Annotated in this window: 7 protein-coding genes; all 7 read left to right on the top strand. The window is 70.7% G+C overall.

The window, feature by feature from the left end:
* Positions 1 to 2,518, top strand: a 2,518-nt coding sequence (locus tag KBW98_RS23090) for a glycosyltransferase family 1 protein (protein WP_211522513.1), incomplete at its 5' end; no start/stop codon positions are given.
* Positions 2,515 to 3,588, top strand: coding sequence for a glycosyltransferase family 2 protein (locus KBW98_RS23085; protein ID WP_211522512.1), 1,074 nt, complete (start codon positions 2,515 to 2,517; stop codon positions 3,586 to 3,588). The genes KBW98_RS23090 and KBW98_RS23085, both read left to right, overlap by 4 nt.
* Complete coding sequence (locus tag KBW98_RS23080) at positions 3,557 to 3,955, top strand: GtrA family protein (RefSeq protein WP_229429378.1); 399 nt, start codon at positions 3,557 to 3,559, stop codon at positions 3,953 to 3,955. The genes KBW98_RS23085 and KBW98_RS23080 overlap by 32 nt, the downstream gene beginning before the upstream one ends.
* Positions 3,955 to 4,815 carry a GNAT family N-acetyltransferase gene (locus KBW98_RS23075; RefSeq protein ID WP_211522511.1) on the top strand — a complete coding sequence of 287 codons (861 nt, stop codon included), beginning with the start codon at positions 3,955 to 3,957 and terminating at the stop codon, positions 4,813 to 4,815. Before KBW98_RS23080 ends, KBW98_RS23075 begins: the two co-directional genes overlap by 1 nt.
* A complete protein-coding gene (locus KBW98_RS23070; protein ID WP_211522510.1) occupies positions 4,805 to 5,590 on the top strand; it encodes a PIG-L deacetylase family protein in 786 nt (261 codons plus the stop codon). The genes KBW98_RS23075 and KBW98_RS23070 overlap by 11 nt, the downstream gene beginning before the upstream one ends.
* 4 nt (positions 5,591 to 5,594) lie before the next feature.
* Positions 5,595 to 7,676 (top strand): hypothetical protein, encoded by a 2,082-nt coding sequence (locus tag KBW98_RS23065; RefSeq protein WP_211522509.1) that lies wholly within the window; start codon positions 5,595 to 5,597, stop codon positions 7,674 to 7,676.
* Positions 7,677 to 7,771: 95 nt separating this feature from the next.
* Positions 7,772 to 9,463, top strand: coding sequence for an ATP-binding protein (locus KBW98_RS23060; protein ID WP_211522508.1), 1,692 nt, complete (start codon positions 7,772 to 7,774; stop codon positions 9,461 to 9,463).
* Positions 9,464 to 9,546 lie beyond the last annotated feature (83 nt).

Here is a 9,546-nt window from a genome sequence, read left to right as displayed (position 1 = left end):
GCTGGCCGCCCTGAGCGCGCCCGGCACGCCGCGCCCGCCCAACGAGGCCGCGCTGATCGAAACGGCCGGCATGATGGCCGCCAACACCCTGCCCTGCGCGCCGCGCCAGCTGCTGGTCGACATCTCGGCGCTGGTCCAGGCCGACCACAAGACCGGCATCCAGCGCGTGGTGCGCAGCATCGTGCTGGCGCTGGTCAAGGAGCCGCCGCCCGGCTACCGCATCGAGCCGGTCTACAGCGAAGGCGGCAACCGCAGCTACCGCTACGCGCGCCGCTTCACCTGCGCCATGCTCGACACCCCGCCGCTGGCCCTGGAAGACGCGCCGATCGAGGCGCGCGCCGGCGACGTGTTCCTGGGCCTGGACCTGGCCACCAACATGACCACCCAGAACCAGCCGCAATTGCTGGCGCTGCGGCGCAAGGGCGTGGCGGTATGGTTCACGGTCTACGACCTGCTGCCGCTGCTGCGTCCCGACTGCTTCCCCTTCGGCGCCGAGAAATACTACGGCGACTTCATCGATACCATCGCCCTGGTGGCGGACGGGATCGTGACGATCTCGCGCGCGGTGGCGGACGAGCTGGCCGCCTGGCTGGCCCAGCGTCCCAACCGCCGCCTGGCGCCGCTCAAGCTGGCTCCCTTCCACCTGGGCGCCGACATCGACGCCAGCGCGCCTTCGCGCGGCCTGCCCGCGAACGCCACGCAGGCAATGCAGGCGCTCGGCCAGGCGCCGACCCTGCTGATGGTCGGCACGCTCGAACCGCGCAAGGGCCAGGCCCAGGCGCTGGCCGCCTGCGAACTGCTGTGGGCCAAGGGCGTGGCGCTCAACCTCGTCATCGTCGGCAAGAATGGCTGGCTGGTCGACGCCCTGGCCGAGCGCCTGCAGTCGCATCCGCAGCGCGAGCGCCAGCTGTTCTGGTTCAACGGCGTGTCCGACGAGATGCTGCTGCAGCTGTACGAGCACAGCTCGGCCCTGCTGGCCGCGTCCGAGGGCGAGGGCTTCGGCCTGCCGCTGATCGAAGCGGCCCAGAAGGGCTTGCCGGTGATCGCGCGCGGCATCCCGGTGTTCCGCGAAGTGGCCGGCGAACACGCCTTCTATTTCGACGGGCGCGCGCCGGAAGACCTGGCCGCCGCCATCGAACAGTGGCTGGCCTTGCACGCCGCCGGCAAGGCGCCGCCTTCCTCGGCCATGCCCTGGCTGACCTGGCAGCAAAGCGCCCGGCAGCTGATGGACGCCGTCATCCACGACAAGATCTATACCAAAGTCGCGGCCGACCGCGTCGCGCCCCAGCTGCTGGTGGACGTCTCGGCCATGGTGCGCGAGGACCTCAAGACCGGCATCCAGCGCGTGGTGCGCGCCCAGCTGCTGGAACTGCTGCGCGCCCAGGGCAAGGACTACCAGGTGCTGCCGGTCTACCTGAGCGACGAGGGCGGCGCCTGGCATTACCGCTACGCGCGCCGCTATCTGCACGAGCTGGTCGGCACCGTCGGCGACGGCGTGCACGACGACGAAGTGAACGTCTCGGCCGGCGACGTGTTCTACAGCCCCGACGTGTTCCCGCGCGCGGTCGCCGAAGCCGCAGCCGGCGGCCTGTACGCGCGCTGGCGGGGCGCCGGCGTGCGGATCGTCTTCCTGGTGCACGACATCCTGCCGGTGCTGCGCCCGGAATTCTTCCCGCCCGGGGCCGAGCGCGAGTTCGCCGGCTGGCTGCGCGCGGTCGGCAAGGAAGCCGACTGCCTGGTCTGCATCAGCGCCGCCGTGGCCGACGAGACGCGCGCCTGGCTGGCCGCCGAGCTGCCGGCCCTGGGCCGCGCGGCGCCGCCGCAATTCGCGGTGCTGCACCACGGTGCCGACCTGGATGCCTCGCAGCCGAGCAGCGGCCTGCCGCCCGATGCGGAGAAGGTGCTGGCCAACCTCAAGGCCGCGCCCAGCTTCCTGATGGTCGGCACCATCGAGCCGCGCAAGGGCCACGCCCAGGCGCTCGACGCCTTCGAGCAGCTGTGGGCGCAAGGGCACGCGCTGAACCTGGTGATCGTGGGCGCCGAAGGCTGGAAAGGCCTGCCCGACAGCCAGCGCCGCGGCATCCCGGCGCTGATGGCGCGCCTGCGCCGCCATCCCGAGCTGGGCCGCCGCCTGCATGTCCTGCACGGCATCAGCGACGAATACCTGGACCGCGTCTACGCGGCCGGCGCCTGCCTGCTGTTCGCCAGCGAGGGCGAGGGCTTCGGCCTGCCGCTGATCGAGGCGGCGCGCCACGGCGTGCCGCTGCTGGCGCGCGACCTGCCGGTGTTCCGCGAGGTCGCCGGCGAGCATGCCCACTACTTCCACGGCGACAGCGGCGCGCAGCTCGCCGCCGCCGTGCTGGACTGGCTGCGCCTGCGCGAGGCCGGCCAGGCGCCGCAATCCGCCGGCATCTCCTCGCGCACCTGGTCCGACAATGCCGCCGAACTGGCGGCCCTGCTGTTCCCGCCGCCGCAGCCGCAAGGCGCGCCCGGCACGCCACCTCTACCCACGCCATGAACGCACCCGCAGCCCAAGCCATCAACGTCCCCGCCGCCCCGTCCATTGGTGCGGCGATCGCGGTCGTGATCCCGAGTTACCGCGTGATCCGCCACATCCTGGAGGTGATCGCCGGCATCGGCCCGGAAGTCACCCGCATCTACGTGGTGGACGACTGCTGCCCCGAACACAGCGGCGACTTCGTCCGCGCCAACTGCAGCGACCCGCGCGTGACCGTGCTCGAACACGCCGAGAACCAGGGCGTGGGCGGGGCCGTGATGACCGGCTACCGCGCGGCGATCGCCGACGGCGCGCGCGTCATCGTCAAGATCGACGGCGACGGCCAGATGGACGCGCGCCTGATCCCGACCTTTGTCGCGCCGATCCTGGCCGGCGAAGCCGACTACACCAAGGGCAACCGCTTCTTCAACCTGGAACGCCTGGGCAGCATGCCGCCGGTGCGCCTGTTCGGCAACGCCATGCTGTCCTTCATGACCAAGCTGTCCTCGGGCTACTGGGACCTGTTCGATCCGACCAACGGCTACACCGCGATCCACGCCGACGCGGCGCGCTACCTGCCCTTCGACAAGATCAGCAAGCGCTACTTCTTCGAAAGCGACATGCTGTTCCGCCTGAACACCCTGGGCGCGGTGGCGATCGACGTGCCGATGGATGCGGTCTACGGCGACGAGGTGAGCAACCTGAAGGTGTCCAAGGTCATCACCGAGTTCCTGGCCAAGAACGTGCGCAACTTCTTCAAGCGCCTGTTTTACAACTACTACCTGCGCAACATGTCGCTGGCCTCGCTCGAGCTGCCGCTGGGCGTGCTGCTGACCCTGTTCGGCAGCGGCTACGGTATCTCGCACTGGATCACCTCGGCGCGCGCCGGCAGCGAGACCCCGGCCGGCACCGTGATGGTGGCCGCCCTGCCGGTGATCATGGGAGTGCAGCTGATCCTGGCCTTCATCGCCTACGACATCGCCTCGGTGCCGCGCCGCCCGCTGCACAAGCGCACCTTGTTCAGGCGCCGCGAGCTGGATTACGCCAACGAGCGCGCCGATGAGCGCAGCAATGGCCGCACCGATGATTGACATGATGCGCCAGCGCCAGTTTGCCATTTTCGTGCTGGGCGGCCTGCTGTGCGCCGGGGTCGACGTCGGCACCATGCAGCTGCTGCTGGCCGGCGGCGTCCACCACACGGCCGCGGCCAGCGCCGGCTTCGGCACCGGCCTGCTGGTCAACTACGCCTTCCACAGCCGGGTCACCTTCGGGCAGGGCGCCTCGGCCGCCAACTTCGCGCGCTACCTGTGCGTGGTGGGCCTGAACTACCTCCTGACCATCGCCTGCGTGGCGCTGGCCGCTTCCCTCGTCGCCAACCCGCTGGCTGGAAAGATCCTGTCGCTGCCCCTGGTGGCGGTCAACGGCTACCTGCTCAGCAAATTCTGGATCTTCAAGTGATGCGCTTCGCTCCCGTTCAATACGATCCCGACACCCTGGCCCGCTACAGCGCCCTGTTCACGGCCTGTTTCCCGGACAGCGGCAAGTTCACGCCCGGCTACCTGGCCTGGCTGTACGTCGCCAATCCGGACGGCGCCGCGGTCGGCTTCGACGCCTGGGACGGCGAGCGCCTGGCCGCCCACTACGTGTGCATCCCGGCGCGCGCCTGGGTCGAGGGCCGCGAGGCGCCGGTGCTGCTGTCGCTGAACACCGCCACCCATCCGGACTACCAGGGCAAGGGCCTGTTCACCAGGCTGGCCGCGATGACCTTCGACGCCGGCATCGCGGCCGGCTTCGACGGCGTGTACGGCGTGGCCAACGCCAACAGCACGCCGGGCTTCGTGCGCAAGCTGGGCTTCCAGCTGGTGCGCCCGCTGGAAGCGCGGATCGGCCTGGGCGCGCTGCGCCACGGCCCCAAGGCGCCGGCGCGCGAACTGTCCTTCGAGCGCAGCTGGAGCGCGGAGGCGCTGGCCTGGCGCTGCGCCAACCCGCACAATCCGGTGGCGCGCCACGGCAGCGGCAAGCGCGCGCAGTTCCACGCGGCCGCCTTCGGCCAGGCCCTGCCGGCCTATGCGGAACTCGAGGCGGAGTTCGAGGCGGACCTGCAGGCCGGAACCACCACCCGGCGCGCGCCCTCGCCGCTGCGCCTGTTCATCGGCCTGGCGCCGGACGCGTCCAGCCGCTACTGGAACTACGCCAGCATCCCGATGCGCTTGCGGCCGTCGCCGCTGAACCTGATCTACCGCTCCTTCGTGCCGCGCGTGAGCGCGCTCGATCCGGCGCGCATTCAGTTCACCTTCCTCGACTTCGATGCCTACTGACGCCGCCGCGCTGTTCCTGTTCGCGCACCAGGACGACGAGTTCGGGGTGTTCGAGCGCATCGCCGCCTGCCGCCGGCGCGGCCAGCGCGTGGCCTGCGCCTACCTGACCGACGGCCAGACCGCCAGCGCCAGCGCACAGCAGCGCAACGCCGAATCGCTGGCGGTCCTGGCCGGGCTGGGCGTGCCCGCGGCCGAGGTGGCCTTCGCGGGCCAGGCGCTGGGCATCGGCGACGCGCGCCTGCCGCTGCACCTGGACGCCGCCGGGCGTTGGATCGGCGGCTGGCTGGACGGCTTCCCGGCCATCGAGGCCCTGCACCTGCCGGCCTGGGAAGGCGGCCACCACGACCACGACGCCCTGCACGCGCTGGCGGTCAGCCTGGCGGCGCGGCGCGGGCTGCTGGGCCGCACCTGGCAGTTTTCGCTGTACCAGGCCAAGGGCCTGCCGGGACCGCTGTTCCGCGTGCTGGCGCCGCTGCCAGAGAACGGCGCCGTGTCGGCCATCGCCATTCCCTGGCGCGCGCGCCTGGGCCACCTGCGCCGCTGCCTGGCCTACCCGTCCCAGCGCGGCACCTGGCTCGGCCTGTTCCCCTTCGTGCTGCTGCACTACCTCGCGCGCGGGGGCGAGCAGCTGCAGCCGGTGTCGCCCGAGCGCCTGCTCGAGCGCCCGCACGCCGGACCGCTGTATTATGAAAAACGCCGTTTCTTTACCTGGGAGCGCATGGCGGCCGCCCTCGCCGCGTGGCGCGCGGCCGCCCTCCCGGCCACCAAAGGTTGATCGCATGACTTCTTCTTCCCTCCTCGACCGCAAGCCGGCCATCTGGCCGGCCCTGCTGGCGCTGGCCCTGGCCTGCGCCGGCTTCTGGCTGTACCAGCGCAGCGCCGGCCTGCATCCCACCGTCTTCGCCGACGAGTGGTACTACAGCAAGATGGCGCGCCTGATGCCGCTGGCCGAGGCCATCGTGCCCTCCTACCTCTACCTGTGGATCTTCGGCGCCAGCAAGGCCTGCGGCCCGGAATTCCTCGACTGCGTCCGCGCCGGCAACCTGGCCTTCTTCCTGGCCGCCGCCCCCTTCCTCTACCTGACCGCCCGCAAGTACACGGGCCCGGCCTGGTCCTTCACGCTGGCCCTGGCGGCCACCCTTGCGCCGCTGAACGTGTACACCGCCTACTTCATGCCGGAAGCCACCTATTACTTCGGCTTCTGCGTGCTGAGCTGGATCGTGCTGACCCGGGCCCACTGGCACTGGGCCGCGATCGCCGTGGCTGGCGGCGTCTTGCTGGGCGTGATGAGCCTGGTGAAGGTGCACGCCCTGTTCCTGATCCCCGCGCTGTGCCTCTACCTGGTCTACGCCAGCTGGCATGCGGGCGGCGCCTGGCTGCCGCGCGGCCTGCTCGCCGCCGCCCTGGCCGGCGTGGTGACGGTGGCCGCCAAGTTCGGCCTCGGCTGGCTGCTGGCCGGAGAAGCCGGCCTGAGCCTGCTCGGCCCCTTCTACCAGGGCGCGGTCAACTCGGGCAGCGCCAGCGCGCGCCTGGCCCTGCTGGCGCCCGCCTTCATCAACGGCCGCGGCCACCTGGAGGCGCTGGCGGTCCTGATGGCCGTGCCGCTGGCCATCCTGCTGCACGGCATGTGCAGCAACGTGCTGCGCGAGCGCGGCCGGGCCGTCAACCCGCTGCAGGTCTACGTGTTCCTGATGCTGGGCGCGGCGGCCGGCATGACCGTCATGTATACCGCCACCCTGGCCGGCCCCGACAACCACGAGGGCGTGCGCCTGCACCTGCGCTATTACAGCTTCGTGTTCCCGCTGGTGTGGCTGGTCGCCATGGCGGCCGCCGAGGACCGCCGCAGCCTGCTGCCCCGGCTGCGCTGGGTCCTGGCCGCGCTGATGGCGGCGCTGCTGGCGCTCGCCCTGCTCAAGCTGCCGACCTACCGCTTCAACGTGGTCGACGGGCCGGACATCGCCGGCATCGACCTGCACAGCTACTACGGCATGGCCCTGGTCGGCATCCAGCTGCTGCTGCTGGCGCTGTGGGCGGCGCGGCGCCAGGCCGCGGCCGGCCTGTTCGTGCTGACCGCCCTGCCGCTGTCGCTGCTGCTGGCGCAGGTGCGGGTGGAAAGCTACCTGGTGTCGCATGCCCCGCCGGGCTTGGGCGACCGCGCCGGCAAGCTGGCGCGCGAGCTGGTGCCGGACGCCGAGCGCGGCAAGGTGGTGGTGGTCGGCGACGACCTGGGCCACATCATGCGCGCCCAGTTCCACCTCGATCACCCGGACACGGTGCCGCTGCTGCTGCCGACCGGCGCCCCGATCGCCGAATACGAGATGCCGGTGACCCAGCGCTGGATGCTGCTCATCGGGCAGTACTCGCTGCCGGTGTCCGCCGCCACGGTGGGCGGCAACCAGTACTATTCGCTGGTGCGCCTGCCCGAGCCGGAACCGGCGATCGCCCATGCCAGCCTGGCCGGGCCGGTCGACGGCAAGGTCATCAGCGCCATCGAAGGCCTGTCGGTGGCGGAGCCCTGGGGACGCTGGTCCGACGCCGGCAAGGTCGTGATCCATTTCGCCCAGCCGCTGCCGCGCCGCGTGGGCGTGGTGCTGAACGCGCGCGCCTTCGGCGTCAACGCGACCCTTCCCTTCAAGATCCGGGTCGGCGCCGACCAGGGCGAGTTCCGCCTCGGCTGGCAGATGCGCCAGATCAGCATGCACTTCGAGACCGACGGCAAGGCGCGCAGCCTGGAGATCGACATCCCGCGTCCGATCTCGCCGGCCGAGCTGGGCAGCCCGGGCGACGTGCGCAAGCTCGGCATCGGCATCAGCGACATCACCCTGACCCAGGCCCCGGTGCCGGTCCAGGCTGCACGCTGAGCGCCTTGCCACGCCGGCCTGTGTGCGCTCTCGAACGGAGCCGCACAGGCCAAACCCGCTAGAGTGAGGCCAAACACTCGCCAGGAATGCGCCTCATGGTACTCGGACCGGAAAAAGACGATACGCTCAAGAAACCGTTGGACGTCCAGGGCGGCGGACAGAGCATGGGCGTACCCGCTGCCGGCGACATCGAAGGCAATGCGGTCCATCCGCTCGGCAATCCCGGCATCAGGCACTGGCAGGCCAGCTATGTCGAGCACGGCGGGCTGGAGGAACGCGGCAACGTCTTCTTCGCCGCCGTCGAAATGACGCGCATGCCGATGGTGGTAACCGATCCGCGCCTGGACGACAATCCGATCGTGTTCGCCAATAACGCCTTCTTCGACCTGACCGGCTACGAGGAAAAGGACGTCCTGGGCCGCAACTGCCGCTTCCTGCAGGGGCCCGACACCGACCGCGCCACCGTGGCCGAGGTGCGCCAGGCGGTCGCGGAAGAGCGCGCGGTCGCCGTCGACATCCTGAACTACAAGGCCGACGGCACGCCCTTCTGGAATGCGCTGTTCCTGGGGCCGGTCTTCGACCAGGACGGCAAGCTGCTGCATTTCTTCGCCTCGCAGATGGACATCACCGAGCGCCGCTCGCACCACGAGTCCTACCTGCAGTCGCAGAAGCTGGAGGCAATCGGCCAGCTCTCGGCCGGCATGGCGCACGACTTCAACAACCTGTTGCAGGTAATCAACGGCAATCTCGAAGTCGCCGCGCTCGGGGCCGGCGCCGGCAGCGGGGCGCTGGAACCGATCCGGCGCGCCCAGCGCGCCACCATGCAGGCCGGCAAGCTCACCCAGCAGCTCCTCAGCTTCGCGCGCAAGCAGCGCCTGGAGCCGCGCAGCCTGAGCCTGAACAGCCTGGTGGTCGAGTTCTCCGACATGCTGGTGCGTACCCTGGGCGACAAGCTCGAACTGCGTCTGGACCTGCGGCCCGGCCTGCCCGCCTGCACGGTGGACCCGGTCTACCTCGAGATGGCGCTGCTGAACGTGGTGATCAACGCCCGCGACGCCATGCCGCACGGCGGCGTGGTCACGGTCGGCACCGCCCTCCTGGGCGCGGAACGCCGGCGCGCCCTCAAGCTGCCAGACGGCGACTACGTCAGCATCTGCGTGAACGATGAGGGCGAAGGCATGAGCGAGGACGTGCGGCGCCGTGCCACCGAGCCGTTCTTCACCACCAAGGGTCCGGGTACCGGACTGGGGCTGGCGATGGTGCACGGCTTCGTGCAGCAGTCGCACGGCAAGCTCGACATCGAGAGCGCGCCCGGCCAGGGCACCCGGGTGCGGATGGTGTTCCCCGTGAGCGAGCAAGCCCATCCCGGCGGCGACGAGGCGGCGGACGAGCAGGCCCCGGTGCTCCCGCGCGGCAGCGACTGCCACATCCTGCTGGTGGAGGACAACGACGACGTGCGCGAACTGGCCGAGAGCATGCTGTCCATGGCGGGCTACCAGGTGCTGTCGGCGCCCAGCGGCGAGCGCGCCCTGGCCCTGCTCGACGGCGGCGCCAAGGTCGACCTGCTGTTCACCGACGTGATCATGCCGGGTGGGATGAACGGCCTGCAGCTGGTGGCCGAGGCGCGCCGGAAGCGGCCCGGGCTGCCGGTGCTGGTGACCACCGGCTACATGGACGAGCTGCCCGGACAGGGCGGGCGCGGCGAAGGGCTGGACGTGCTGGCCAAGCCCTATCACCACCAGGAGCTGCTGGACCGGATCAAGGCGGCGCTCAAGCGAGCGCCTTGATGGCCTGATGCTGTAGGGTTGGCGGCTTCGCCGCCGGCGCGTTGATCGTTATCGGATCCGATTCCGGGCGCGATGATCTCGCC

The organism is Massilia sp. ST3, from assembly GCF_018119405.1.
Classification (GTDB): Bacteria; Pseudomonadota; Gammaproteobacteria; order Burkholderiales; family Burkholderiaceae_D; genus Telluria.
Note: the sequence above shows the minus strand (reverse complement) of the source record. Positions and strands in the feature narration are given on the sequence as shown.

Excerpts from the sequence above, each read along its gene's own strand:
- KBW98_RS23080 (WP_229429378.1), top strand. The coding sequence starts at position 3,557 with ATGAGCGCAGCAATGGCCGCACCGATGATTGACATGATGCGCCAGCGC.
- KBW98_RS23070 (WP_211522510.1), top strand. The coding sequence starts at position 4,805 with ATGCCTACTGACGCCGCCGCGCTGTTCCTGTTCGCGCACCAGGACGAC.
- KBW98_RS23075 (WP_211522511.1), top strand. The coding sequence starts at position 3,955 with ATGCGCTTCGCTCCCGTTCAATACGATCCCGACACCCTGGCCCGCTAC.
- KBW98_RS23060 (WP_211522508.1), top strand. The coding sequence starts at position 7,772 with ATGGTACTCGGACCGGAAAAAGACGATACGCTCAAGAAACCGTTGGAC.
- KBW98_RS23065 (WP_211522509.1), top strand. The coding sequence starts at position 5,595 with ATGACTTCTTCTTCCCTCCTCGACCGCAAGCCGGCCATCTGGCCGGCC.
- KBW98_RS23085 (WP_211522512.1), top strand. The coding sequence starts at position 2,515 with ATGAACGCACCCGCAGCCCAAGCCATCAACGTCCCCGCCGCCCCGTCC.